We start from the raw sequence: 25,526 nt of genomic DNA on the forward strand, positions 1-25,526 counted from the left end.
GGGGGCGGCATGCCGGCAGAGGCGCGCCTCGCCGCGAGCGTCGTCAGCGGTTGCTCAAGAGGCCTGGCCAGCGATCGTCAGCGATAGCATGCCGTCGGCGTCGTTGCGTATATGCACTGGCGTATCGAAGGTCTGCGACAGCAGGGCGTCGGTCAAAACGACGTCGCGTGGTCCATCGGCGAGCACGCGGCCCGCACGCAGCAGGACCACGTGGCCGATCTCGGGGACCAGTTCTTCGAGGTGATGCGTGACCAGCACCAGCGTGGTGCCGGCGCGTGCGATCCTGCCGATCTGCGTCATCAGGCGGGCGCGCGCGACGACATCGAGTCCGCTCGAGGGCTCGTCGAGCAGAAGTGCGACCGGTGCGTGGAACAGCGCACGCGCCAGCAACACACGCCGCGCTTCGCCTGCCGAGAGAGTGGCGTAGCGACGCTCGGCGAGATGCACCGTCTGCATCTGCTGCAGCGCCGCGAGTGCCCGCCTATGCAGCATGGGATCCACCGCATTGCCGTCGGCGATCGCGCCCAGCGTCGCGCCGACGACCACCGCGTGCACGGTCAACGACGGCAGGCTGCGCAGGTCTTCGTGCAGTCGCTGGGTCACGATACCGAGACGGCCTCGCAGATCGCGCACGTCCCACAGGTGCCGACCCAGCACGCACACCGGTGCGCGGCCGTCTTCATGCGCCAACGGATGCAGTTCGCGGGTCAGCAGCTGGATCAATGTGGATTTGCCGCTGCCGTTTGCGCCGAGGATCGCGGTATGTCGACCCATGGGAATCGTCAGATCAAGCGCATCCAGGACCACGTGCCCATCGCGCCGCACCGTTGCGCGGTCCAGCTCGAGCAGGCAGGCTCGACTTCGATTCATGCCGATGCGCGCCGCGCCGTTGCATGAATGCGAGCTGCGGGGTGAGTCTGAATCGTGGGGGCGTCCATACGTGGTCGGAGGGATGGAAAGGGGGTGGGGATGCCGCCATGATGCATGGGTCCACGACTTTTCGACGCGCTCATGTCCTCTACGATTCTCGAGTTCCTGTCCGGTGGCCTGCTGCAGTTCGGCTGGGTCGCGATGCTGGTCTATCTGCTGGTCGCCACGCAGTTGACGATCTTCGCCGTCACCCTGTATCTGCATCGCAGCCAGGCGCATCGCGGCGTGGATTTCCATCCGGTGATCGCACACTTCTTCCGGTTCTGGACGTGGTTGACCACGTCGATGATCACGCGCGAGTGGGTGGCGATCCATCGCAAGCACCACGCCAAGTGCGAGACCGAGGACGATCCGCACAGCCCGCGCTTCAAGGGCATCAAGACCGTGTTCTGGCAGGGCGTGGAGCTGTATCGCGAGGCGCGCGGTATGCGCGCCGACATCGAGCAGTACGGCAAGGGCGCGCCCAACGACTGGATCGAGCGCAAGCTCTATACGCCGTGGGCGACCTTCGGCCCGACCCTGCTGCTGTTCGTCAGCTTCGCGCTGTTCGGCTTCAAGGGCATCGCGGTGTGGGCGATCCAGATGGCGTGGATTCCGTTCTGGGCAGCGGGCGTCGTCAACGGCCTCGGCCACTGGTGGGGCTACCGCAATTTCGAGACCACCGACACCGCGACCAACCTCACCCCGTGGGGCGTGTGGATCGGTGGCGAAGAGCTGCACAATAACCATCATGCGTTCCCCAGCTCGGCGAAGTTCGCGCTGCGCAAGTGGGAGTTCGACATCGGCTGGGCGGTCATCAAAGGTCTGGAATCGGTGCGTCTGGCGAAGGTGCTGCGCGTCGCGCCGTCGCTCGACATCCGTCCCAACATCCACGTGCCAGATACCGACACCATGCGCGCCCTGCTCGCGCATCGTTTCCAGGCGATGACCGACTACCAGCGCAACGTGCTCAAGCCGGCGTTGCGCGAGGAAGCGCAGGCGGCAGGTGCGCGGCTGCGCAAGCTGTTGCCGCGTCAGCTGCGCAAGGGCCTGGTCGACGATGGCCGGTGGTTGCAACCCGATGCGCGTCAGGAGTTGCAGCAGTGGGTCGAGCAGCGACCGCGCATCCGCACGCTGGTCGAGCATCGCGCACGCCTGACGGCGCTGCTCGAAGCGCGTTCGCAGAACGCCAGCGATGCATTGCAGAACCTGCAGGCGTGGTGCCGCGAAGCCGAGGCGAGTGGGATCCGCGCGCTGCAGGAGTATTCGGCCAGGCTCAAGGGGTATTCGCTGCAGAGCGCGCACGCCTGAAACCGCGCGCCGTGATCGCGACAGAAAGGCCGGTCCGGCAACGGATCGGCCGCGCCGCATGCGCGCTGTTCGCGATTGTCGTCACGACGGGCGCCGGTGCGCAGGTCACGCGCACGGTCGAGTATCTCGACCACATGGACACCGACGGAGATGGCCGCGTCTCACTCGCCGAGTACCAGGCGTGGATGCGTTACGGCTTCGACCACATGGACCGTAACGGCGATGGCGTGCTGACGGCCGATGAGCTTCCGGGCGGCAAAGGGCGGCCGGTGACGCTGTCCGAACACATGGCCAAGCTCGCGGCGACGTTCAACCGGCAGGACACTAACCGCGACGGTTATCTCGACGCGCGCGAGCTCGCGGCGCCGCCGCAGAAGTAGCCGCGTCCTGCAGTGGATCGGGTCGGGGCGCGCTGCAGAACGCGTTGTAGGCGGGGCAGGTCGAGCAAGCCGCGCATCGCCAGCCATGATTGGGACGTGCGGTTCTCAATTCGCACGGCGTGGATGCATTGATGCCCGTCTGACGCGGCGTTCTCGCCCCGGATACACCTGTGCCCGGCCAAACTTCGGCGTGGTTCCGCTTCGCTCGATCCACTTACGAACGAACGTCTGCGCGATGTCGTCGCGGCGTCCACGTGGCCGGAGCTGGCGTTGCTATCCTCGGACGGTGATCGATCGGATCCGCTTCAGGGAAGAAGACATGACGCATCTCGTGCACCTGCGCCGCGCCGTCGGCTGGTTCCTGGTCGCGCTGCTCGCCACCGTGGTGCTGATGAACCTGATCGGGCTCTTGAGTCCGTTCTGGGGCCACTGGCGTCATCCCGGCGATGCCGCGCAGTCGCGGGCATTGCTGGATGCGGCGGCGCCGTGGGCCGCAGGACTGTCGCTGTTGTTCGTGCTGCCGGCCTGGCATCTGTCGCATACGTTGGTATCGTTAGTCGCGCGCGGGGTCGTGCTGACGATGGGCTCGCTCGTCGTCGTCGCAGACCTGCTGATGCTGTGGGCTGCGCACGGCATCGACGATCCCATCGTTGCGCGACTGGTGGCGACCCTTGCAGCGGGCTATCCCTTCACTGCGTTCGTCGTCTTCATCTGGCTGGTCTGGCGCGCGCTGCGCGTCGCAGCGCAGCAGCAGGCCGCGCCGGGCGCACTCTGATCGCGCCCTGTCGCATCCGTTTCATGCCAGCGGCATTCCCGTTCGATCCAGCCCAGCCGAGTTCGCGACGTAAGCGCTTGCCGCGGACGCGGCTGTTGGAGCCGAACGAATAACGCGCGTGACCTTCGCCCCAGACCTGCGCGGCCTGGTCGACGGTCCACGATTCAACCGGGCCGAGCCCGATTCGGGTTGCGATCGCCACGCCAAGTTCCGCATACGAGGCTTCGCCGTTCTCGACGAAATAGGACGTGCCAGACGACACGCCTGGTCTCTGCTCGTCGACGACACGCGCAACGTCTACCAACCGGTGCATGCGGTGTACGACCGCATTTCCGGCGTGTCCTCGCGGATTCGCGCCTTCGTGGATTTCATCGCCGACGCACTCACCAGGGATCCTGCGGCCTGAGGCGATTGCAGGTCAGCGGCCACAGGCCGCGCGCAGCACCGGGTCGTTCTCATCGAGTGATTGCCAGTTGGCGTTCGCCAGCGCGCCATCGTCGGAGAACACCACTTGGTCGAGCAGGTCGGCGCGGCGGTGCCCGGCGCAGTCGAACATCGCGCCGAACTGCCGCGTGGGTTGCCAGCGACCGGCCAGCAGCACGTTGGTGAGCACCATGTCCGGATGGGCGGGATTGCGCTTGTCGAAGCGCTGGTCGATCGCGATCAGGCGATTGGTCAGCGGGACGACGTAGGTCCACGGGCGATACCAGGAGCGGGTCTGGTTGGTCGAGGCAATCACGATGCCGTCGGGATACGCCGAGGTCGTGCGTTCGAGCCACGAGTACTCAAGCCAGATCGCCATCGCCAGCATGCCTGCGCCGGCAGCGGCGGGCACCGTCCAGCCCGGCAGGCGTTTGCCGACGAGGAAGTTGAGCATCATGGCGATGCCGGCGAGCCCGAGGCCCCCGGAGATGATGGCAATGAATTCGAGCAGCATGGAAGACGTTTCCGGCAACGGGCGAAGGCGCCCACGATTATCGAACAGTCCCGGGTGCGCACGCATGGCGCAGGCCCGGAAACGAAACGGCCCGCCCCCGGAGGGGCGGGCCGCGTCACGTCAGGATCGCATTGCGGTCAGTGATCGATCGCCGCGCCTGCACCGCGCGGAACGCGGATGTCTTCGACCATGTGCTCGATGTGCGCCGGCACCGGTGCGGTCATCTTCATCGTGATGTAGGCGGCGATGAAGTTCAGCAGCGCGCCGATCGCGCCGAAGCCCAGCGGCGAGATGCCGAACAGCCAGTTATCAGGCGAGTCGGCGAGCATGTTCGTGCCCGGGATGAAGAACCAGCCCTTATAGGTGAACAGGTACACGCTGGTGGACGCCAGACCGACCACCATGCCCACCACCGCGCCGGTGGAGTTCATCTTCTTGGAGAAGATGCCCATCATGATCGCCGGGAACAGCGAGCTTGCCGCGAGTCCGAACGCGAACGCCACGGTCTGGGCCGCGAATCCGGGCGGATTCATGCCCAGCCAGGTGGCCACCACGATCGCCACTGCCATCGAGACGCGTGCGGCCAGAAGCTCGCCCTTGTCGCTGATGTCAGGCTTGAACGTGCGTTTGATCAGGTCATGACTCACTGCCGACGAGATCGCCAGCAGCAGACCCGCCGCCGTCGACAGCGCCGCTGCCAGGCCACCGGCCGCGATCAGAGCGATCACCCAGCCGGGCAAGCCTGCGATCTCCGGATTCGCCAGCACCAGGATGTCCTGGTTGAAGGTGACCATCTCGTTGCCCTGCCAGCCGCGCTCGGCCGCCACCGCTGCAAACTCGGGGCTGGCTTCGTTGTAGGACTGGATCATGCCGTCGCCGTTCTTGTCCTCGAACGCCAGCAGGCCGGTCTTCTCCCAGTTGTGCATCCAGTCCGGGCGCGCGTCATAGGAAAGCGACGGCGCCTGGGTGCCTTCGGGGTAGATCGTCGTCATGATGTTCAGACGCGCCATCGCGCCCACGGCCGGGGCCACGGTGTAGAGCAGGGCGATGAACACCAGCGCCCAGCCCGCCGACTTGCGGGCATCGGACACCTTGGGCACGGTGAAGAAGCGGATGATCACGTGCGGCAGGCCCGCGGTGCCGATCATCAGCGACAGCGTGAAGAGCGTCATGTTGAGGGTGGAGTCGTGCAGGCCGGTGTAATCGTTGAAGCCCAGGTCCACCAGGATCTGGTCGAGCCTGGCCAGCAGCGGCATGCCCGATTCGGTGTGGGTGGAGAACAGGCCCAGCTGCGGGATCGCATTGCCGGTCAGCTGCATCGAGATGAACACCGCCGGGATGGTGTAGGCGATGATCAGCACGATGTACTGCGCCACCTGGGTGTAGGTGATGCCCTTCATGCCGCCCAGTACGGCGTACACGAACACCACGCCCGATGCGATCAGCAGACCGGTGTTGGTGTCGACCTCAAGGAAGCGCGAGAACGCCACGCCGGCGCCGGTCATCTGCCCGATCACGTAGGTGATCGAAATCATCAGAAGCGATGCCACCGCCACCAGACGGGCCGTGCGGCTGTAGTAACGGTCGCCGATGAAGTCGGGCACGGTGAAACGGCCGAACTTGCGCAGGTACGGTGCCAGCAGCATCGCCAGCAGCACGTAGCCACCGGTCCAGCCCATCAGATAGGCGGAGTTGCCGTAGCCGACGAAGGCGATCAGGCCCGCCATCGAGATGAAAGAGGCCGCCGACATCCAGTCAGCAGCGATCGCCATGCCGTTGGTGACCGGGTGGACGCTGCGGCCGGCTGCGTAGAACTCGGATGTGGACGCGGCGCGTGCCCAGATCGCGATGCCGATGTAAACCAGGAACGAGCCGCCGACGAAGATGAGGTTGAGAGTGAACTGATCCATGGCGGCCCCTTATTTCTCGTCCACGTCGTACTCGCGATCGAGCCGGTTCATGTACCAGGTGTAGAAAACGATGATCGCGATGAAGGACAGGATCGAACCCTGCTGCGCGAACCAGAAGCCGAGATCCGTGCCCCCGATGCGGATGCCGCTGAGCAGCGGGCGCAGGAGGATGCCGAATCCGTACGACACCAGCGCCCAGATCCCCATGCAGATGAAGATGATTTTGAGGTTGGCCTTCCAGTAGTTACTTGCGGTCTTGTCTAGCATGTGCCGTCCCTCCTCGGTCGGGATGTGGAGCCGTCGGTTCGATGCGGTTGCGGTATTTCATATGCAGGTGTCGTCGTGGACATGCGTCGCTTCCCCGGTGTGTCTGTAACGTCGACTGCGACTGTCTCCGGGCGTTACACCCGTGACATCGTCATGCGATGCGGCGTGGATGACGCCGGCGATCGCCGGCGCCATGGGTCACGTCAGAACGAGTAGCGGGCCATCGTGTGCAGACGCATCAGCTCGCCGTCGGCGCCGGATTCGAGCGTGCGCTCGCCCCAGATCGCCTCGACGCCGAAGTCCAGCTTCGGCACCGGCGACCAGATCACGTTGGCGTGCACCGAATGCACCTTGCGGGTCACGCCCAGCCCCGTCCACGCCGTGTCGTTGTCCCACTGCGACTGCGCGTAGAACAGGTTGCCGCGGACCGCGGGGGTGAATACCTGGCGCAGGCCGACATAACCGGCCCAGCCACCCAGCGCGTCGAGGTTGCCGGCCGAATCGATCATGGCGTCCTGCTGGATCGTGGCCAGACCGATGTAGCGGCCGATGCCGTCGCCGCCGCTGACCTGGTAGCGGATGTCGGTGCTCTCGCCGAGCTTGACCAGGCCGCTGACCGTCGCGCCGTAGCCGGTGTCGGTGCTCTCGGCGCCGGCGACGGGTTCGTACTTCAGCTGGCGCGCCATGCCGGCGAAGCTGACATGGCCCCAGTCGCCCTTGTGGGTGTAGCGGGCGATGACGTCGGGAATCGCGCTGTTGTCGCCAGCGATGACGCGTGCTGGCGCAGGGCCACCCGCACCGCCGAAGGGCTGCACCGTGGTCTCCGGGCTTTCGACCGAGATCGCCCATGGGCCGTTGGTGTAGCGCAGCTGCGGCTGGCGCACGAACACCACCGCATCGGTCGGGCCGACGAAGTCGACCGCGTCGAGCAGCGCGTTGGTGTCCATGAAGTTCGACCAGGTCTGGCCGACCAGCCAGTTGTTGTAGGTCAGGTAGGCGTGGCGCAGCGTCGCGCCGTAGGTGTTGGTCGCCGCCGAGTTGCCGAGCGCGCCGCCGAAGAAGTCGAGTTCGACGCGCGCGCCGAGCTTGTCGCCGGAATCGAGCACCGTGCTGGCGTCGAACCACAGGCGCGAGAACTTCAGGTGCGCATCGGAATAGGTGTCCGGACCGTCGCCGCCGACCGGGATCGCGCCGGGCACGTAGAAATCGCGGCCCGCGGTGCCCTTGGCAATGTCGCCGTCGGTGGTCTTGGTGACCAGGCCATCGGTGCGGATCATGCCGCCGACGGTGAACTTGGTGCCCGGATTGGCGCCCGGTGTGATCGTCGTTGCCTGGATCGGCGCGGCCGCGCCGGTGCCGGTGGCCACGGCCGGCGCGACGGGCTGGGCCGCCTGCGCAGTCCGCACTTCGGTCACGACGGTGTCGGTCTGCTGCTGTTGCGTCACCAGCTGCTGGACCATGGCCTCGAGCTGGGCGACGCGAGCTTCGAGCTCACGTTCCTTGGCGGTCTGCGCGAACGCAGCGCCGGGCAGGGTGAGCGCGGCAAGCACGGCGGCAGCCAGCAGGCGCGGACGCGCCTTGGTCATCTGGTTCATCAGTTCCCCTCCCACGGGTCTACAGAAAAGCGGTCGCGCACACGGGCATCGACCGGTCCACAGCGGAGACTGCACGGATGTGGACCCCGCGCCCATTCGCCATTGGTCGATACTCCCCAACACGGTCTGGGCGGTTAGACGAAGGTCTAGGCGCCAGCGGCGGCGGATCCGGCACACTGGGCGGACGCGTCTGAAGGAGGATCCACCATGTCCCATTCCGCAGAAACCTATCCGGCACCGGCCGGTTTCGCCGGCCCTGCCACCATCACCGCCGAGGCCTACGCGCGCGATTACGCGCGCTCGGTGCAGGATCCGGACGCGTTCTGGGGTGAGGCCGCCAAGCGCCTCGACTGGTTCAAGGCGCCGACAAAGATCCGCAACGTCAGCTACGACCTGCAGGATTTCCGCATCCGCTGGTTCGAGGACGGCGAGCTCAACGTCAGCGTCAACTGCATCGACCGGCATCTCGCCAGCAAGGGCGACAAGACCGCGCTGATTTGGGAGGCCGACGGTCCGGACACCCAGGCGCTGCACGTCACCTACAACGATCTGCACGCGCGCGTCTGCAAGCTCGCCAACGCGCTGCGCAACCTCGGCGTGGGCAAGGGCGACCGGGTCACCATCTATCTGCCGATGATCGTCGAGGCGGCCGTGGCGATGCTGGCCTGCGCGCGCATCGGCGCGGTGCATTGCGTGGTGTTTGGCGGGTTCTCGGCGAACTCGATCGCCGACCGCGTGAGCGACTGCGGCAGCAAACTGATCATCACCGCCGACGAAGGCCTGCGCGGCGGCAAGAAGGTGCCGCTCAAAGCGAACGTCGACGCGGCGCTGAAGCTGCCCGGCACCAACACCGTGGAAACCGTGCTGGTCGTGCGCCACACCGGCGGCGCGGTCGACATGCAGATGCCGCGCGACCGCTGGTACGACGCCGTCGTCGACGACCAGCCCGCCACCTGCGAACCCGAGCGCATGAACGCGGAAGATCCGCTGTTCATCCTCTACACCTCCGGCTCGACCGGCAAGCCCAAGGGCGTGCTGCACACGACGGGAGGCTATCTGCTGTTCGCCAGCTACACCCACGAGGCGATCTTCGACCTGCGCGACAGCGACGTGTACTGGTGCACTGCCGATGTCGGCTGGGTCACCGGCCACAGCTACATCGTCTATGGCCCGCTGGCGAACGCGGCGACCTCGCTGATCTTCGAAGGCGTGCCGAACTATCCCGACGCCTCGCGCTTCTGGCAGGTCATCGACAAGCACCAGGTGACGATCTTCTACACCGCGCCCACCGCGATCCGCGCGCTGATGCGCGAGGGCGAGGCGCTGGTCAAGTCGACCTCACGCAGCTCGCTGCGGCTGCTCGGCAGCGTCGGTGAGCCGATCAATCCCGAAGCCTGGCGCTGGTATTACGAAGTGGTCGGCGATTCGCGTTGCCCGATCGTCGACACCTGGTGGCAGACCGAGACAGGCGGCATCCTGATCTCCCCGCTGCCCGGCGCGATCGACGCGAAGCCCGGTTCGGCGACCAAGCCGTTCTTCGGCGTGCAGCCGGCGCTGGTCGATGCCAACGGCGCCGTGCTCGAAGGCGCGGCCGAAGGCAATCTGGTCATCACCGATTCCTGGCCCGGCCAGATGCGCAGTGTCTACGGCGACCACCAGCGTTTCATCGACACGTATTTCAAGGCCTATCCCGGCAGCTACTTCACCGGCGACGGCTGCCGCCGCGACGAGGACGGTTACTACTGGATCACCGGCCGCGTCGACGACGTCATCAACGTCAGCGGTCACCGCATCGGCACGGCGGAGCTGGAAAGCGCGCTGGTGCTGCATCCCAAGGTGGCCGAGGCCGCGGTCGTCGGGTTTCCGCACGACATCAAGGGCCAGGGCATCTACGCCTACGTCACCCTCAAGGATGGCGTGGAGTACAGCGAGGAACTGCGCAAGGAACTGGTCAAGCATGTGCGCAGCGAGATCGGCCCGACCGCATCGCCTGATCACATCCAATGGGCGCCGGGTCTGCCGAAGACACGCTCGGGCAAGATCATGCGTCGCATCCTGCGCAAGATCGCCGAGAACGCGCCCGACCAGCTCGGCGACACCAGCACGCTGGCCGATCCGTCCGTCGTCGACTCACTGGTCAAGGAGCGGTACATCCCCTAGGGATGACTCTGGAGCGGTGAGGCTCCGGCGCCATCGAGAAAACGCGACGCTGTTCTGCGCCACGCCGGCCTGATCGCCGGCGGGGCGTAGCGTCCGCCGCGCACCCGGTCCCGACGGCCGACGCACATTACCCGCGCCGCACTATCGACGAGGGGCGCATTCCATCTTCCAAGGCATCACCCGCGCCAATGACCACCCTGCTGATTGCCGACGACCACCCGCTGTTCCGCGAGGCTCTGCGCGGTGCGATTTCCCGCGCCGTGCCGAACGCACGCCTGCGTGAAGCGCACAACGTGGATGCGCTCTACGCGATGGTCGAATCGGAGCCCGATGCCGACCTGTTGATGCTCGACCTCAACATGCCCGGTGTGCACGGCTTCAGCGCGCTGGTGCACCTGCGTGCGCAGTTCCCGCAATTGCCGGTGCTGATGGTGTCCGCGCGTGAGGAGCCGGCCGTCATGCGCCGCGCGCTCGACCACGGCGCATCGGGGTTCGTACCCAAATCCGCCGATGCCGAAACGCTGGCCCGCGCTGTCGCGCAGGTGCTCGATGGCGATCGCTTCATACCGGAAGCGGCCGCGTCCGCCGTCGGCGTCTCACCCGGCGAACACGATGTCGCCGCCCGTCTGCGCGATCTCACCCCGCAGCAGTTCCGCGTGCTGCAGATGCTCGGCGACGGCATGCTCAACAAGCAGATCGCCTACGAACTGGGCGTGTCGGAAGCGACCGTCAAGGCGCATATGACCGCGGTGCTGCGCAAGCTGGGCGCGTCGAACCGCACGCAGGCGGTGTTGATCGCCGGCAAGTTGGCGGTGGATCCAGATCCGGAGGAGATTCCGGCGGACGCGCGCTGAGGCGTCAAGCACGCATGGCGGGTGTGACGTCCGCATCAGTCTTCGAGCGCGCTGTGAACTGCTCCTTCCCCCGCCCGCGGGGGAAGGCTGGGATGGGGGCGAACGATCCGTCCGCGAATCAGTCTGCTTCCGCAGCGTTTTTTGCGTTAGAAGCGAGTGTCCGGAGGTCTGACGGTTCGCCCCCACCCAACCCTCCCCCGCGCCGCGGGGATGGCGCCAAGCATCAGTGTCTCGGCGAAGAACGCACTAACGCTTCAGATACGCCCGCGGCAGTCCACCCTCGCTCGCCGGCGTTGCCGGACGCAGGTAACGATCCCGCAATTCCGTCTGCCGCGAGCGCATTTCGATCGCGCGGCCGTCGAACCACACCTGGTCGGCGGTGCTGGTGACATCGAGCGGATCGCCCGACCACAGCACGAGATCCGCGGTCCGGCCGACCGCGATCGTGCCGATGGACTCGCCCACGCCGAACGTCTCGGCGGGCACGCGCGTCAGACCCGCGAGGCCCGCGTCCCACGGCAGGCCGTGCGCGACGGCGTTGCCCGCGAGCTGACGCAGCTTGCGGGCGTTGTGCGAGGCGTCGCTGGCCTGGGCGAAGCCGACGCGCACGCCGGCTGCCTGCAGGCGCGCGGCATTCTCCATCGTCGCGCCGATCTGGTCGAAGTCCGATGGCAGGTTCACCAGCGGATCGACGAACACCGGCACGTTCGCCGCGGCGAGTTCCGATGCGACGCGCCAGCCTTCGGCGCCGCCGCGGATCGCGATGCGCAGGCCATGACGCTTCGACCAGCGCAACAGCTGGCGGATGTCGGCCGCGCGATTGACGCCGACGACGATCGTGCCGCGGCCATCCAGATACGGCGCCAGTGCACGTTTGCCGGCCGGTGTAAGCGCAGCGACGTGCGAGTCGGCCGGCAGGCGGCCGCGCGCTTCGTCGATCAACTGGTCGAGCAGCATCCACTGGGCCGCACGCGAGGACCCGCTCTGTTCCGCGCCGCCTGCGCCGAGCGACAGATACAGCACCTTCGGACCCGCAGGATCGACGCTGCCGTCCAGACGCATCACCGCGCCCTGGCCGCCGATGATCGAACTCGCGCTGCCGGCCGAGATCAGGGTGAAGCCGATGCCCTCGACGCGCGCCACGGGAATCACGATCGAATCGGGATTGAAGGCCAGCGTGACGTCGAACTCGGGACGCACGGCCATGTCGCTGGCCTCGCCGAGCGACAGGCGATCGTCGCGCGTGCCGCGTTCGCCCGACACCTCCTCGATGCCGATACCGGTGACGCCGCCGAACAACGTGGGCGTCAGCGGCCGGCCATTCGCTTCGACCACCTGCGCATCGCCGGCGGCGAGTCCCGCGCCGACCGCGGCCACGCGGCCATTGCGCACCAGCACGTCGGTGTTCTGCAGCGAGCCCTGCGGGCCGGCGGTATGTACGGTCGCGCCGCGGATCAGCAGCGACTGCGCGGCGACGGGCAGGGTGGCGGCGAGCAGCGCGCCCATGATCAGCAGACGCGTCATCGCGCGCGGCAGGCGGCGGCTCATCGGGCACCTCCATTGGCGGCGGCGCCCTGGCCGAGCATGAAATCCGAGACCGGCTGACGCGCGGGATCGAAGCGGTCGTAGACGTGCGCGCCGTCGATCCACACCTGTTCGGCCAGCGCGTAGACGGTGAACGGGTTGCCGTTCCACAGCACCGCGTCGCCCATCTTGCCGGCGGTCAGCGTGCCGGTCTGCTCGAGCACGCCGAGCGACTTCGCCGCGTTCTCGGTCAGCCAGCGGATCGCGTGTTCGGGCGTGATCTCGATACCGGCGCGCTGCGCGCTGGCCATGACCTTGGCCGCTTCCTGGTTGAGGCGCTGGATGCCTTCATCGGAATCGGAATGCACGATCGCGCAACCGCCGGGCGCGCGGTCGACGATCGCGATGTTCTCCTGGATGCCGTCGAAGGCTTCCATCTTGAAGCCCCACCAGTCGGCCCACAGCGCACCGCAGACACCCTCGGCGCCCAGGCGGTCGGCGATCTTGTAGGCCTCCACGCCGTGGTGGAACGCGGCGACCTTGAAGTCGAATTCCTTGGCGAGATCCAGCATCTGCGCCATTTCGTCGGCGCGGTAGCAGTGGATGTGCACGAGGATGTCGCCATCCATCGCACCGGCCATCGTCTCGACCTTGAGATCGCGCTTGCCGGGCGAATCGCCGGCCTGCTTGGTGCGGTACTCGGCCGCGTCGATCAGCGCCGCGCGATAGCCGGCGACATTGCCCATGCGTGTGGCCGGGCCGCCCTTCTGGCCGTAGACGCGCTTGGGATTCTCGCCGCAGGCCATCTTCAGGCCGTAGGGCGCGCCGGGAAACTTCATGTCGGTGACGGTCGTCGAGGCGACGTTCTTCAGGGTCACGCCGCGGCCGCCGATGAGATTTGCCGAACCGGGCAGGATCTGCAGCGAGGTCACGCCGCCGGCCAGCGCCGCGCCGAAGCCCGGATCCTGCGGCCACACCGAATGCTCGGCCCAGACCTGCGCGGTATTGGGCGCGGTCATCTCATTGCCGTCGCTGTGCGCGCTGGCGCCCGGGCTCGGATACACGCCCAGATGCGAGTGCACGTCGATGATGCCCGGCGTCACCCACTTGCCGGTGCCGTCGACGCGCTGCGCGTTCGCGGGCGCGTCGAGACCGGTGCCGACCGCCGCAACGCGGCCGTCCTGCAGCAGCACGTCAGCGCCTTCGAGACGCTGGCCGTCGCCGATCAGCACGGTGGCGTTGGTGATCAGCACGGGCGCGGAGGCGATCGGCGCGTAGGTGCTGGCGTAGGCGTTCGCGCCCACGTGCGAGACGTCGGACTTCGCGGCCGGCGTGCCGGAGGTGGACGTGGTGGCGCAGCCACCAAACAGAGCGACCGCGAGCGCGGCAGACAACAGGCGGGACATCGATGACTCCCCGGAAACGTGTGGACGGATGGATTCCCCGGCACGGCGGCGAGGCGGCGTGCGACAGCGCCCGAGTGTACCTGCGGCCGCGCAGCGTGCGCTGGAACAGGCGGTGCACTGCGTGGAGCGCCGCGGACCACATGCGAGAATGACCGCGTACACGGAGAAGAAGACGATGAAAGAAAAAGAACAGATCGTCGAGAACTGGCTGCCGCGCTACACCGGCGTGCCGCTGGACCAGTTCGGCGAACACATCCTGCTGACCAATTTCGGCGGCTACCTGCATCATTTCGCCCGTCTCACCGGCGCCGAAGTCGTCGGTCTCGACCGGCCGATGCCCAGCGCCACAGCCGACGGCATCACCATGATCAACTTCGGCATGGGCAGCCCCAATGCCGCGACGATGATGGATCTGCTGTCGGCGATCATGCCCAAGGCCGTGCTGTTCCTCGGCAAGTGCGGCGGCCTCAAGCGCAAGAACCAGCTCGGCGATCTGGTGCTGCCGATCGCGGCCATCCGCGGCGAAGGCACCAGCAGCGATTACCTGTTGCCGGAAGTGCCGGCGCTGCCCGCGTTTGCCCTGCAGCGTGCGGTCTCGACAATGATCCGCGACCTCGGCCACGACTACTGGACCGGCACCGTCTACACGACCAACCGCCGCGTCTGGGAACACGACGCCGCGTTCAAGGAACGCCTGCGCGCGATGCGCTGCATGGCGATCGACATGGAAACCGCGACGATCTTCGCCGCCGGCTTCGCGAACCGCATCCCGGCCGGCGCGCTGCTGCTGGTCAGTGACCAGCCGATGATTCCCGAAGGCGTCAAGACCGAAGCCTCCGATGCGCTGGTGAGCGCGGACTTCGTCGAGCGGCATATCAACATCGGCATCGAGGCGCTGAAGCTGATCCGTAGGCATGGCAAGTCGGTCAGGCACCTGCGGTTCGACGAGTAGGGCAGCGGCGCGCGTCTCCCAGAAGGTGCGCAGCGTCAGCTTGAAAGCACCTCTCCCTTCGGCCTGATTAGTGTCGTGTCTCAGCTGGCGAGTGAAACTTGTGAGTCGTCATTCCCGCGAAGGCGGGAATCCAAGGACTTTCGTAACGTCCGCGCGCACGTCCATGGACTCCCGCCTTCGCGGGAGTGACGTGGATTTTTTCTCGCCTATCAGGCACTTAGCCGTATTCCCGCTTCGGAAACTAGTCCCTAGCTGAGACAACACACTAATCTGGTTCCTTCGGGAGAGATCGACGCGCAAAGCGTGTCGGGTGAGGGCCGGGCGTGATGCGCATCGAAAGGCGCCCTCACCCCAACCCCTCGACCCCGGCGGGCACGCAGCCGCAAGCGTAGAGGGGCTCAAAGAAACATCCAGGGCGCAGCCAAGAAAAAGCCCGGCCGTACGCCGGGCTTTCTCAGTCCCCCATCGCGCCGGACTCAGTTCGTCGCAGGGCGCTTCACCACGTAGATCAGGCCATCCGCATGGGCCTGGATCAGGTCGGCCTTGGCGATCTGGATCTGTTCGCTTTCGTCGAATTCGATCGTCGACAGGTCGCCCTTGATATCGCTACGCGACACCGACTTGTCGGCGGCCGCCGCGTTCTCGGTGATCACCACCACGCCCGCGGCATCCGCGGAGACAACCTTCATCAGGCCGTAGGCCGGGTCGATCGGCTTCTCGTTCTCGTCGGTGAACTCGTAATCGGAAAATGCGCTGAGTTCCGCGGCGTAGAGATCGCCGACGGCGGGCGTTTCGAGCAGTGCCTTGTCGGCATCACCGCCCTGGCAAGCGGCCAGCAACATCACACCGGACAGAACGAACAGAGCAGACAGCAGGCGGATCGGGCGACGCGTCATGAAGCACTCCGAAAGGGTATGGAAATCGCGCCGAGTATAGGCTTGTGCAGGGACCAAACGACACGTGGTGTCGCAGCCTGGCGCGTCGCGCTAGTCTGTGGTCATGGAAACGATCACACCCGATGACGTCGTCGCCTTCTGGCGCGCGGCCGGCATGCAGAAATGGTTCGGTGGCGGAGACGCCTTCGACTGCGAATGCGACGAACGTTTCCGCGATGCGCATTTCGCCGCGGGCGGACGCGAACTGGAACACTGGATCGACACCCCGGAAGGTGGCCTCGCGCTGCTGATCCTGCTCGACCAGATTCCGCGCAACATCTTCCGCGACAGCGGACATGCGTTCGCCACCGACAGTCTCGCGCTGTATTACGCGCAGCGCATGATCGACGCCGGCCATGACCGCAGCTTCGAGGCCGACCTGCGCGGCTTCGTCTATCTGCCGTTCGAGCATTCCGAAGACCTGGCCGACCAGAAGCGCTCGGTCGAACTCTTCGCCGACGTCGACAACGACGCGTACCGCAACTACGCCCAGGCGCACCTCGACGTCATCGAACGCTTCGGCCGCTTCCCGCATCGCAACCGCGCGCTGGGTCGCATCAACACGCCTGAAGAGCAGACCTGGCTCGACGAAGGCGGCGGCTTCTAGTGGCGCACTGAATCTGTAGGAACGCGCTTGCGCGCGATGGGCCTTCCTGCGGAAGCCGAAGCACGCGCAAGCGCGTCCCCAGCGTCACAAAAACGAATCCGCCAATCGCGCGATGCCTTCGACGCTGCGCCGCCAGGCCGGCCGTCGCGTCCAGTCTTCGGTATCGAGCACGTCCGACTCGCGTAGATAGTCCTGCTCGATCTCGCGCAGCCGCGCCACGACGCCCGCGTCGAAGCACAGCAGGCCGGCCTCGGCATTGAGCATGAAGCTGCGGATGTCGAGATTGCTCGAGCCCACCAGCGCGATGTCGTCGTCGATGCTCACATGCTTGGCATGCAGGAAATGCGGCCGGTACAGCGCAATGCGCACACCGGCGGCGAGCAGCTCGTCATAGAAGCCAGCCTGCGCCCAGGCGGTCAGGCGCTGGTTGTTGGTGGCCGATAGGATCAGCTGCACCGACACACCTGACAGCGCGGCCACGCGCAGCGCACCGAGGGTCGCCTCATCGGGTACGAAGTAGGGCGTCACCAGCACGGCGCGCCTGCGCGCACGTTGCACGAGTGCAATGAGCACGTCGCGTGCATTCTCAAACGGATACGCCGGCCCGCTCGGCAGCAGCTGCGCCGCCACGTGTCCGCTGGGTGCGATCGGCGGCGCATCGACTTCAAGCACCTCGCCGGTTTCGATGTACCAGTCGCTGGCGAACAACGCCTGCAGTTGTGCGACCACCGGCCCGCGCACCCGCGCGACGACCTCGCGGTTCGGATGGCCGGGGACGAATTCCGGATCGGCCAGGTTCTGTGACCCCGTCAGCGCGAGACGGCCGTCGATCACCGCGATCTTGCGATGGTTGCGCAGGTCCATCCGCGCACTGCGCCGCCATGCGAATCCGCCGGCCAGCGTGGCCTGCACGCTGACGCCGGCATCGCGCAGCGTGCGCCGGAAGGCCCGCAGTCCGGGCTTGGCGCCCACCGCGTCCAGCAGCAAGCGGCAGCGCACGCCGCGCCGGGCGGCACGTTCGAGCGCATCGGCGACCTTGCGGCCGGTGGCGTCGTCGCGCATCAGGTAATAGAGCAGGTGCACTTCGCGCGTCGCCGCGTCGATGTCGTCGACCAGACGCTGCAATGCGCCGGCGTAATCATCGAGCAGCTCGACCGCATTGCCATTGGTCGGCATGAAATCACCCAGCCGCTCCACCAGCCGCGCCGCATCCGCCTGCGCGGAGAACGTGTCCGCCGGACACCAGCGCAGTGCGGTCAACGGCATCTGCCGCTGCCGGATCAATCGCGATGCCTGCGCCTGGCGCTCGCGCCGCAGTTTCGACAGCCACGGATGACCGAGCAGCAGATAGGCCGGCAGCCCGAGCAACGGCACGAACCCGATCAGCAGCAACCAGCTGCGCGCGGCCGACGAGCGCGTGCGCGCCGGAATCCACAGCAGGGCCGCGATCCGGATCAACCAGTCGGCGACGAGGATCCACAGGCCGATGTGCAGGTCGTGATTCGACATGCGTTCGAGTGTGGCATGCGGGTGTGGCGGGGCACGTCATCCGAAGGCCGCCTCGTGCACCGGCAGAGTTAAAGCGGAAGTTCTGCAACTCAAACGTCGCGATAGCGCTTCGAGCCCCTCTCCCTTCGGGAGAGGGGTTGGGGTGAGGGCGCGCGCTGCGCGCGCGTAAACTGGCAGCAATGCCACGTCCCAGAAACACAGGACCCGCCTGGCAGCGGGTTCTGCATTGAAGGCGCTGGATCCCGGATCGTCGCTGCGCGCCGTCCGGGATGATGGGCCGTGGGTAGTGGCTCGCACGTTTGCCGGGCCGTTGACTGAGCCCCTCTCCCTCTGGGACTACTTGCCCCTGGGGTAGAGGGGTTGGGGCGCGCGGCGCGCGCATGCCTCCGGCAACTTCCAGAGTCCCGAAAACACGAAACCCGCCTTGCGGCGGGTTTCGTAAGGAGGCGCTGGATCCCCGCCTTCGCGGGGATGACCTTCCGGCAGCCACGCGCTGCGCGCGCGGGCCGTCAGGTCACTTGATCTTGCCTTCCTTGTAGATCACGTGCTTCCGGACGACGGGGTCGTACTTCTTGAACTCCATCTTGCCGGGGGTGTTCTTCTTGTTCTTGTCCGTGGTGTAGAAATGCCCGGTGTTGGCCGAGGAAATCAGACGGATCTTGTCGCGCTTGCCTGCCATGTTCTAACTCCTCAGACCTTTTCGCCGCGGGCACGAAGCTCGGCGAGGACGACGTCGATGCCGTTCTTGTCGATGGTGCGCAGGGCCTTGGTGGATACACGCAGCTTGATCCAGCGGTTTTCGCTGGCAACCCAGAAACGACGCTCATGCAGGTTCGGCATGAAGCGGCGACGGGTCTTGTTCATGGCATGCGACACGTTGTTGCCATGCGTCGTACGTTTGCCAGTGACTTGGCAGACTCGGGACATTACGCACCTCGAAGTATTTGATATCGCCCTTAGCCAGGGAGATGGCGGCCCCGATGGCGTGGCCATCGCGCGGTACGGGAAGGAGTCTCGCTGCACCACTGCCGGGGAATCGCGCTTCCGGAAGGCAGGTCAGGCCATGTTTCCATGGGCTGGACGCAACGAGCCGGCCATTCTGCTGAAATTCCCTTTGCCGCGCAAGGCCTTGGCGTGACCGGGCATCGAATCGCCCTTGTAGGAGCGCCCTCGGGCGCGATCGACAGTGCAGGGAATGCCCATCGCGCCCAAGGGCGCTCCTACAGGGATGCGATGAAGTGCACTCAGCCCCGCTTGCGTGCCCGCGGCTTGCGCGGCTTCGCGCCCACCGGCGGCGCGGTGTCCTTGCCGCTCAGCACGCCGGCGTCCTGCAGGGTCTCCAGCCAGGACAGGGTGTCCACGTAGGCCAGGAACTGGCGCAGGTACTCCGGCGACAGCCCGCCCATCAGGGTCAGCGAACGATGGGCGAGGGCGGCCGAGTTCAAGGGTCCGGCGCCGGTCGGCACCTCGGCCAAGGACTTGCGGACCTGGCTGCCGGTGCGCAGCGTCGACCACAGCGTGCGGAACTCGTCGACGGCGGGTAACTCGGGATAGGCCGCGTTCGCTGACGCGTGCTGCGTGCGCGCGGTCATGCCGTCGACCAGGGTGCCCAGCACGCCGCGTACCGGCGTGCCATCGATCGCCTCGCGCGGCCAGCCTTCGACATCGCGTGTGTACGCGTCTACCAGGGCGGCCAGCTTCGCATCGAGCGCGTGTCGCGCCGCACCGTCCAGCACCGCTGCGCGGCGATGCAAGGCCGCGATGCGATGGAAGCGCAACGGATCCAGGCGATTGGCCCCGGTTGCACGCCACCCGTCGAGCACCGCGTCGATGTCGAGGCGATCAGCGGCCATCGGGTTTGGCGGCGGCCTGCAGGCGCGGCACCGGCGCCATCTCCACGCGACGGTTCTGCGCGCGGCCTTCGGCGTCGTCGTTGGAACCCACCGGCTGCTGCGCACCGAACGCGGCGGCGAACACCGACTCGGCCGGTACGCCCGCGGCGATCAGGCCGCGGGTCACGTTCAACGCGCGCTGCGCCGAGAGCTCCAGATTGTCGGAGAACCGGTTGCCGTCGCGTACCAGACGGTCGTCGGTGAAGCCGCTGACCATCAGGATCTCGTCGCGCGACGCCAGATACTCGGTCAGCGGGCCAGCCAGACTCTGCAGCAGTTCGCGTCCTTCGGGCTGCAACTGGTCGGACGCATCGGCGAACAGCACGCTGCCGCGGATGCCGATGCGGCCGTCGACCAGCGTGATGCGTCCGGCAGCCAGGGGCGCGGCCAGGGCCTGCTCCAGCGTCTGCCGGCGCTGCTCTTCGGCCTCGCGCTGTGCGATCTCCGCGTCCAGCTTCATTTCCAGCTGCAGCTGCACGCCGATCACGCCGACCAGGATCAGCACGAACACGCCCAGCAGCACCGACATCAGATCGCCGAACGCGGCCCACACCGGTGCGGTCGATTCGTGGTCGCCGTCCAGTTCGATGCTCATGCGGACGCGGCGCGCGAGGCGCCGAGCTGCTGCATGTCTTCGATGATCTGCTTCTGCGCCAGCACGCTGAGATCCACGACCTCCCGCGCCTGCGCCACGTAGTACGCCAGCTGCTCGTCGCTGCGCGCCAGCGATTTCTCCAGCGCATCCTCGATGCCTTGCAGGCGCTCGGCCAGCGCGTGGTTCGATTCGCCGAACACCGCGACCGCCGCGCCGAAGGCCTCGCCCAGGCTGGCCACTTCCACCGCGCCCACGGTCAGGTCGCTGGCGATCGCGTCGAGCTTGCCGGTTTCGGCTTCGATGTGATCGGTGAAGCGCGTGCCCACGCGTTCCAGCAGATCGGCCGAGGTCGCGACCAGCGCGTCGATCGCGTCGCGCTGTTCGCTCGACGCGTGGTTGACCGCGCTGAGCAATGTGTCGAGCGTCGACAGCATCTGCGTGCGTTCTTCCAGCATCGCGGTGTCGCGCACCATGCTCTCCGACAGCGACTGGCGCAGTTCGGCGATGACTTCCGCAGCCGCGCGCGGCGCTTCCGATGCGGTGTCGATCAGGCGCGAGATCTCGGCGATGGTCGCGCTGGCATGCGCCTGCGTCTGCGCGCCGATGGTGTCGGCCGTGGTCGCCAGCGTGTCGCAGATCGCCTGTTGCTGACGCGAGGTTTCTGCGCCGGCCTGGGCCCAGTCCTCGCGCAGCGCGGTGCCCATCGCGGTGAGGCTGTCGGTCCACGCGGCGAGACGCTGGGCGTCCTGCGCGGCGAGCGCGGTCTGCAGGTCGGCGTGCGAGCTGTCGACCTTCTGCAGCAGCGTGGCCGAATGCGTCTCGAACGTCGCCGCGGCGGCGGTCAACGCCTGCTGGTGCTGCGCGCTCATGGTTTCATTCGTCGCGACCTGCTTCGCCAGCGCGTCGTTCCATGCGGCGCTGACGCTGCCGGCGGTCGCATCAAGACGCGTGGCGACACCGTCCACCAGTGCGGTCGCGCGCTGCGCGAAGGTCTCGCCGATCCCATCCAGCGTCGCGCGCAGATCGGCGGTCAGCGTTTCGTGCGCAGCCTGCTGCGCGATCAATGCCTGCTGCCAGCGTTCGGCGACGCTTGCGGTGGACGCATCAAAGCCCGTGGTCAGCGCCTGCAACTGGCGGTCGACGGCGCCGGTGACGGTATCGTGCAGCGCGGCGGTCTGCGCGGTCGTCACATCGAGACGCATGGTGACTTCGCCGAGCAGGCCGTTCGCGCGCTGGTCGAATGTTGAGTTGAAGCCGTCGAGCGCGCCACGCAGATCGCGCGCCAGGGTTTCGTTCGCCGCCTGCTGGCCGTCCACCGCCTGTTGCCAGCGCTCGGTCACGGCTGCGGTCGACGCATCGAAGCCTGTGTTGAGTGCCTGCAGCTGCCGCTCCACCGCATCGGACACGGTCGCCTGCAGCGCTGCCGTCTCGCGTGCCAGCGCCGCCATCGTCGTCTCGAACACCGGCTGCAGTGCGGCCGTCGCCGCGCGTGCGCTCTCGGCCACGCTGGTCTGCAGCGAACGCTCGACCGATGCGGCCAGCTGCGCGTAGACCGCCTCGGTGCGCCCGTGGAACGCGTCCTGGCTTGCGGCATGACGTTCGCCGGTGGCGGCGCTCTGCTGCTCGATCGTCGCCATCATCGCGCCCAGCCGCTCGACCAGCGCCGGCATCACCTCGGTCTGCTGCTGCAGCAGACGCAGGGTTTCCTCGCGCTGGTGCGCCTGCGAATGTGCGCGCAGCGTCGTCGCCGCGGCCACGTCCAGCAGCTGCACGGTGTGCGCACGTTCGCGGCGCAGCAACGCCGAGGCCAGGCCCAGCATCGCCGAGGTCGCGATGCCCGCAATCGACGTGCCGAACGCGACGCCCAGGCCCTTGACCGGCGCGGCCAACGAGTCGCGGATCGCCTGCAGATCGGTCGCCGTCTCCAGCGCCATGCCGGTGCCGCGCAGCATCACCATCATGCCCAGCAGCGTACCCAGCATGCCCAGCAGCACCAGCATGCCGACCAGGTAGGGCGTGACTGCCGGCACCGGCAGCGCGACGCGCTCGCCTTCGATGCGCAGGCGCACTGCATTGCGCAGACTGGCATCCAGCCCACCCAGCCAGTCGCCCAGTGACGACGGCGGATCGCCCAATTGCGCGACGCCATCGGCCAGCGTTTTGGTCGCCTGCCGATAGCGCAGCAACTCCAGACCACCGGCGAGATAACAGGCGCCGATCAACAGCGAGACGGCGAGCGCCAGCGTGTTCGAACCGATGTAGCCGATCGCGATCCAGCCGACCACGGCCAGGCCAAGGGCGAACACGGAGGCGGGAATGAGGGCGGTGCTGCGACTGCGTGAGGACATAAGGACTGCGTCAGTGGGTGCGAAGCGCTGCGAGCAGCCCCTCGACCGGTTGGAAACGGACATCCAGCTCGGCGATCAGCACGCCCTGCATGTCCCTGCGAAAACCATCGAGCCAGGCCGCGGACGGATCCGTGGCCGCCGTACCTGCGGCGGCCCGCAGCCGCTCGAAATGCGTTTCGAGCAGCGCCGGCACCGCGCCGAGCAGCGCGTGCTCGCGCGGGCTCAGCGCGCCCTCCATCACCGCATCCACCTCGGCCAACCGCGCCATGTCGGGCGAACGCTGCGCCAGCCGGTCGCGCAGATCACCGCGCAACCGGCCCGTCGTGATCAGCATCGAGCGCTGCAGCGCCAGGTGACGCTGGCGGAACGGCGCGAAGTCGATCGCGTTCTCCGGTGCGGCTGCGTCGTCGTGCGACGGCCCGGCCGGCTGCGGGATCGCCAGCTCCGGCGCCTCGGCGATCGATGCCAGCAATGTCGCCCGCGCCTTCGCGCAGACCGCGGTGTCATCACGATCAACGACTTGCGTGTCTGGTTCAGCCTCCGACGCCTTCGCGTCCAGCACCTTCGACAGCACCACCGCCCGCGTCCAGTCGAGCCACTGGCTCAGGCGCTCGGCCGGCGCCGTGCCGCCTTGCGGCAGCGTGTCGTCGGTCAGGCGGGCCAGCAGCCGGATGAAGGTCGGGCCGCGGAAGGCGGGGCGGGGCGGGGAATCCAAGGAGGGCGCGCGCAAAAGACGGCGATTTTACAGTGCCGGGCGCGTCGGGACCCCATTGGCGTAGGCGGGCGTCTCGTCTGCAGGTTTGAGGATGCTCAGCGCCGGGCGGTGTGCACACCCCGGGGGAATGTGTCTTGGTCCTGTTCGAGTGCAACTGCCATTGCCCCTTTCCGAAATGACTTGCGGCGATGACGGCGTATCTGCGCCTGGCGGGCACACCTCGCCTTCAACGCAGGAGTACCGGACCCGCCGCGGCGTAGTCCGCTCTACAGCACGCGATTGGATGCGAGTCCCGGCGCCTTCCGGTCCAGCCGCGCCGCCAACACATGCAGGTTGCGGGTGGGCACGCGCGGATAGAGATGATGTTCGATGTGGAAGAACATGTTGTAGGTCAACGCAGCGCGGATACGTCCCCGGATTGTCCGTGCGGGATAGACATGCGTGGACGAATCGTGGTGCACCGTCCATACGGCGAAGAACGCGGTCATGCACTGGCCGGCGAGCATGGCGGCGTAGTGCAGCTTCAGAAAGCCGACATCCAGCACGCCGAATACCAGAACGAGTATCGCGGCGGTCGAGGCCAGTTCCGCGACGATCCAGCAGCGGTCGCCGCGGCTGCCGACCTGCAGGGCCTTGTGATGCAACAGGACCGGAAATACCGGGCCGAAGGCGAGTACGCGCGGCAACGACATGCGTGCGCCCATCGCCTCGACGTCTTCGTCCTCCAGGCAATGCCGGTGATGGCGCAGATGGTTGATCCTGACCGCATGCATCGACCCGAGCATCAGCAGGCCCAATGCGAACAGCAGCACATCGTCCTGTCGGCGCGACAGGCCGACCGCGTTGTGGAAAGCGCCATGCACCTGACGCAACCCGGTCAGGAAAAACAGGAACGCACAGCCGAGTGCGGGCAGCCAGAGGCTGTGTGCCGCAAAGCCCCAGATGCCCAGCAGCCACGGCAGGCACAGCAGCAGTTCGGTGACGACCTGACGACGCGACAGCGGCATCAGGTCGCGCCACTCCACGCGGAAGCCGGATTCGGCGGCAGCTGGCATCAGGCGACGATCCTTCGGCGTCATGCACGACGCGTGAAATAACGGTGTCAGGTTAACTTTAAGGGGGCAACTGTGTCGGATTCTCGCATTCGCCGGCTGCAGTGACCTTGAGGTTGGAGTGCGAGCTAAGACCAAGATGAGCTTTGTTCTTCGGAAGGGAGAAGTCATGCGCCGTGTGTTCGCCATCTCACTGATGGCTGTTTTCACCAGCGCGTCCTCGATGATCGCCAAGGCGACATCGCTGGACGAGTCAGTTCAGATCGAGTTCCTGTGGGCGCCCACACCGGCGGATGCGCTCGCCCGGCAGCCCACACGCGGCTTCCTGCTCGACGGGCAGCACGCGCATCAGATCTGCGTCGTGGCGATCCGCGCGCCGCATGCCTATCGCGAGCTGCGGATTGATGTCGCCGATGCGGACGGTCGACAGGTGGGTAGCCAGCAGCACGACGACTTTCGTAGTGACAAGCGGTGCTACCCAGTGGCATTGGACCCGCGGGGCGCGCCGGGATCCTGGACGTTCACTGTGTTCTTGGATGGCGCGCAACGCGAGACCGGGAGTATCGAAGTCGCGCGACGGCTGGAAGAGGCGGCGTTCTATCGGCCTTCGGGCATTCCCTATGTGCTGGGCAGACCGAACTACGATGCGTCCATTCCACCGGATGCTTTTATCGGTCGCTTGGTCTGGATCATGGACGTCGATACGGACGGACGTGTCACCGACGTCAAGGTCGAGAACGCAGAGGGTGTCGGAGAGCGGATGCGGCATCGGGCGATCGCTGCCGGCTGGCTGTCGCTTTTCCCACCGGATCCCGCGCGTGCTGCGGAGCCGCTGCGCTACCGACGTGAACTGACGTTCGCGACCGATTGATGCGATGGCGGTTGCAGACCGT

25 protein-coding genes are annotated in these 25,526 nt (G+C 66.9%); 9 read left to right on the forward strand and 16 right to left on the reverse strand.

The genetic code is table 11. From position 1 onward, the window contains the following. Positions 1-54: 54 nt before the first annotated feature. A complete protein-coding gene (locus tag J2W68_RS11960) occupies positions 55-870 on the reverse strand; it encodes an ABC transporter ATP-binding protein (RefSeq protein ID WP_310236188.1) in 816 nt (271 codons plus the stop codon). A gap of 141 nt (positions 871-1,011) precedes the next feature. Between J2W68_RS11960 and J2W68_RS11965 the strand changes: the two genes are divergently transcribed. The 4 genes from J2W68_RS11965 (at position 1,012) to J2W68_RS11980 (ending at position 3,781) form a co-directional block, all read left to right on the forward strand. After that, positions 1,012-2,220: a DesA family fatty acid desaturase gene (locus J2W68_RS11965; RefSeq protein WP_310236190.1), complete on the forward strand. Its 1,209-nt coding sequence runs from the start codon at positions 1,012-1,014 to the stop codon at positions 2,218-2,220. Positions 2,221-2,234: 14 nt separating this feature from the next. Then, the gene (locus J2W68_RS11970; RefSeq protein ID WP_430539725.1) at positions 2,235-2,600 is read left to right on the forward strand and encodes an EF-hand domain-containing protein; all 366 of its coding nucleotides are present in this window, start codon (positions 2,235-2,237) and stop codon (positions 2,598-2,600) included. A 319-nt stretch (positions 2,601-2,919) separates the two neighbouring features. Beyond that, positions 2,920-3,375, forward strand: a complete 456-nt coding sequence (locus tag J2W68_RS11975; protein WP_310236192.1) for a hypothetical protein — start codon at positions 2,920-2,922, stop codon at positions 3,373-3,375. A gap of 118 nt (positions 3,376-3,493) precedes the next feature. Next, positions 3,494-3,781, forward strand: coding sequence for a hypothetical protein (locus J2W68_RS11980; protein ID WP_310236194.1), 288 nt, complete (start codon positions 3,494-3,496; stop codon positions 3,779-3,781). Between the two features lie 12 nt (positions 3,782-3,793). Here J2W68_RS11980 and J2W68_RS11985 read toward each other — a convergent pair whose 3' ends face one another. From J2W68_RS11985 to J2W68_RS12000, 4 genes are all read right to left on the reverse strand, one after another. Further along, positions 3,794-4,312 (reverse strand): hypothetical protein, encoded by a 519-nt coding sequence (locus tag J2W68_RS11985; RefSeq protein ID WP_310236196.1) that lies wholly within the window; start codon positions 4,310-4,312, stop codon positions 3,794-3,796. A gap of 137 nt (positions 4,313-4,449) precedes the next feature. Then, positions 4,450-6,222 carry a sodium:solute symporter family protein gene (locus tag J2W68_RS11990; RefSeq protein ID WP_310236197.1) on the reverse strand — a complete coding sequence of 591 codons (1,773 nt, stop codon included), beginning with the start codon at positions 6,220-6,222 and terminating at the stop codon, positions 4,450-4,452. A gap of 9 nt (positions 6,223-6,231) precedes the next feature. Beyond that, entirely contained in the window at positions 6,232-6,489 is a 258-nt protein-coding gene (locus J2W68_RS11995; protein WP_101926248.1) for a DUF4212 domain-containing protein, read from the reverse strand. 203 nt (positions 6,490-6,692) lie between these two features. Beyond that, on the reverse strand, positions 6,693-8,087 hold the full coding sequence (locus J2W68_RS12000; RefSeq protein ID WP_430539726.1) for a DcaP family trimeric outer membrane transporter: 1,395 nt from the start codon (positions 8,085-8,087) through the stop codon (positions 6,693-6,695). A 204-nt stretch (positions 8,088-8,291) separates the two neighbouring features. On the opposite strand from J2W68_RS12000, the gene acs reads away from it, so the two are divergent. Continuing rightward, positions 8,292-10,244, forward strand: a complete 1,953-nt coding sequence (gene acs / locus J2W68_RS12005) for an acetate--CoA ligase (protein ID WP_430539724.1) — start codon at positions 8,292-8,294, stop codon at positions 10,242-10,244. Positions 10,245-10,432: 188 nt separating this feature from the next. Then, the gene (locus J2W68_RS12010; protein WP_310236200.1) at positions 10,433-11,098 is read left to right on the forward strand and encodes a response regulator transcription factor; all 666 of its coding nucleotides are present in this window, start codon (positions 10,433-10,435) and stop codon (positions 11,096-11,098) included. A gap of 246 nt (positions 11,099-11,344) precedes the next feature. On the opposite strand, the gene J2W68_RS12015 is transcribed toward J2W68_RS12010, so the two are convergent. Together J2W68_RS12015 and J2W68_RS12020 are read right to left on the reverse strand one after the other, a co-directional pair. Further along, the gene (locus J2W68_RS12015; protein ID WP_310236202.1) at positions 11,345-12,646 is read right to left on the reverse strand and encodes an amidohydrolase family protein; all 1,302 of its coding nucleotides are present in this window, start codon (positions 12,644-12,646) and stop codon (positions 11,345-11,347) included. Next, positions 12,643-14,028, reverse strand: coding sequence for an amidohydrolase (locus tag J2W68_RS12020; protein WP_310236203.1), 1,386 nt, complete (start codon positions 14,026-14,028; stop codon positions 12,643-12,645). Before J2W68_RS12020 ends, J2W68_RS12015 begins: the two co-directional genes overlap by 4 nt. A gap of 175 nt (positions 14,029-14,203) precedes the next feature. Between J2W68_RS12020 and J2W68_RS12025 the strand changes: the two genes are divergently transcribed. Beyond that, positions 14,204-14,980, forward strand: a complete 777-nt coding sequence (locus J2W68_RS12025; RefSeq protein ID WP_310236312.1) for an AMP nucleosidase — start codon at positions 14,204-14,206, stop codon at positions 14,978-14,980. Positions 14,981-15,456: 476 nt separating this feature from the next. Here J2W68_RS12025 and J2W68_RS12030 read toward each other — a convergent pair whose 3' ends face one another. Further along, positions 15,457-15,876, reverse strand: a complete 420-nt coding sequence (locus J2W68_RS12030) for a hypothetical protein (RefSeq protein ID WP_310236204.1) — start codon at positions 15,874-15,876, stop codon at positions 15,457-15,459. A gap of 103 nt (positions 15,877-15,979) precedes the next feature. Between J2W68_RS12030 and J2W68_RS12035 the strand changes: the two genes are divergently transcribed. Continuing rightward, the gene (locus J2W68_RS12035; RefSeq protein ID WP_310236206.1) at positions 15,980-16,522 is read left to right on the forward strand and encodes a DUF924 family protein; all 543 of its coding nucleotides are present in this window, start codon (positions 15,980-15,982) and stop codon (positions 16,520-16,522) included. Between the two features lie 84 nt (positions 16,523-16,606). Here the strand turns inward: J2W68_RS12035 and cls are convergent, their stop codons facing one another. The 8 genes from cls to J2W68_RS12075 form a co-directional block, all read right to left on the reverse strand. Further along, positions 16,607-18,031, reverse strand: a complete 1,425-nt coding sequence (gene cls, locus J2W68_RS12040; protein WP_310236208.1) for a cardiolipin synthase — start codon at positions 18,029-18,031, stop codon at positions 16,607-16,609. Positions 18,032-18,545: 514 nt separating this feature from the next. After that, entirely contained in the window at positions 18,546-18,710 is a 165-nt protein-coding gene (rpmG, locus tag J2W68_RS12045; protein WP_096296520.1) for a 50S ribosomal protein L33, read from the reverse strand. 11 nt (positions 18,711-18,721) lie between these two features. Further along, the gene (rpmB, locus tag J2W68_RS12050; protein WP_096209782.1) at positions 18,722-18,958 is read right to left on the reverse strand and encodes a 50S ribosomal protein L28; all 237 of its coding nucleotides are present in this window, start codon (positions 18,956-18,958) and stop codon (positions 18,722-18,724) included. A 317-nt stretch (positions 18,959-19,275) separates the two neighbouring features. Next, entirely contained in the window at positions 19,276-19,884 is a 609-nt protein-coding gene (locus tag J2W68_RS12055) for a DUF2894 domain-containing protein (protein WP_310236210.1), read from the reverse strand. Then, the gene (locus J2W68_RS12060) at positions 19,874-20,518 is read right to left on the reverse strand and encodes an OmpA family protein (RefSeq protein WP_310236212.1); all 645 of its coding nucleotides are present in this window, start codon (positions 20,516-20,518) and stop codon (positions 19,874-19,876) included. The genes J2W68_RS12055 and J2W68_RS12060 overlap by 11 nt, the downstream gene beginning before the upstream one ends. Next, positions 20,515-22,866 carry a DUF802 domain-containing protein gene (locus J2W68_RS12065; RefSeq protein ID WP_310236213.1) on the reverse strand — a complete coding sequence of 784 codons (2,352 nt, stop codon included), beginning with the start codon at positions 22,864-22,866 and terminating at the stop codon, positions 20,515-20,517. Before J2W68_RS12065 ends, J2W68_RS12060 begins: the two co-directional genes overlap by 4 nt. Before the next feature lie 10 nt (positions 22,867-22,876). After that, on the reverse strand, positions 22,877-23,596 hold the full coding sequence (locus J2W68_RS12070) for a DUF3348 domain-containing protein (protein WP_310236215.1): 720 nt from the start codon (positions 23,594-23,596) through the stop codon (positions 22,877-22,879). A gap of 251 nt (positions 23,597-23,847) precedes the next feature. Beyond that, entirely contained in the window at positions 23,848-24,660 is an 813-nt protein-coding gene (locus tag J2W68_RS12075) for a fatty acid desaturase (RefSeq protein WP_310236218.1), read from the reverse strand. Between the two features lie 142 nt (positions 24,661-24,802). Between J2W68_RS12075 and J2W68_RS12080 the strand changes: the two genes are divergently transcribed. Continuing rightward, positions 24,803-25,504, forward strand: a complete 702-nt coding sequence (locus J2W68_RS12080) for a hypothetical protein (RefSeq protein WP_310236220.1) — start codon at positions 24,803-24,805, stop codon at positions 25,502-25,504. Positions 25,505-25,526 lie beyond the last annotated feature (22 nt).

This window comes from Luteimonas terrae (assembly GCF_031457535.1).
Lineage (GTDB): Bacteria > Pseudomonadota > Gammaproteobacteria > Xanthomonadales > Xanthomonadaceae > Luteimonas > Luteimonas terrae_A.